The following is a 467-nucleotide window of genomic DNA, read 5'->3' as shown; positions in this document are numbered from 1 at the left end:
CGCAGTTGCGGCGGTTTGCCGACCTGACCCCGCGGGTGCGCGGGCAGCGCGCCGGGGCGCACACCCGGCACGAGCGGCAGTGCGCCGCAGCCCAACGGGGCCGGGCCCAGGCCCCCGGGCAGGTCCAGCACGCCCGGGGGGGGGTGGTTGCCGCGCGCGAGCAGCAGGGACGGGTCGGCGCCCAGGGGGCGGCCCCGGGGCAACAGGGAAGCACCCGGGTGGGCGCCCCCCGCCCCGGCCGCCCCGCCGCTGCCCCTTGGCGACCCCTTCTTTCCGACCTGTCGCGTCGGCACCCGCCCCTCGGCCCGGGTCCTCGTCTGCGCTGACCGAGGCGGGACCGGCGCCGGTCGACGGGCCACTCCGCCGGAGGCGACCAGCGACCCGGTGAGCCCGGCGCAGCGCCGAGTACGCCAGCCAGTCGCCGCGCCCGACGAGGCGGTGCTTGAGCCCGGTCACGCCGGAGGGCA

1 protein-coding gene is annotated in these 467 nt (G+C 80.5%); it reads right to left on the bottom strand.

Going from position 1 to position 467, the window contains the following annotated elements:
- The coding region (locus tag C7C45_RS34655) for a hypothetical protein (protein ID WP_208641536.1) at positions 1-203 on the bottom strand (203 nt) is incomplete at its 3' end.
- Positions 204-467: the final 264 nt, after the last annotated feature.

The sequence above is a fragment of the Micromonospora arborensis genome (genome assembly GCF_003205615.1).
In the GTDB taxonomy this organism is placed as follows: Bacteria; Actinomycetota; Actinomycetes; order Mycobacteriales; family Micromonosporaceae; genus Micromonospora; species Micromonospora arborensis.
The sequence above is the reverse complement of the archived record's forward strand: the minus strand, read 5'-3'. Positions and strand labels throughout refer to the sequence as shown.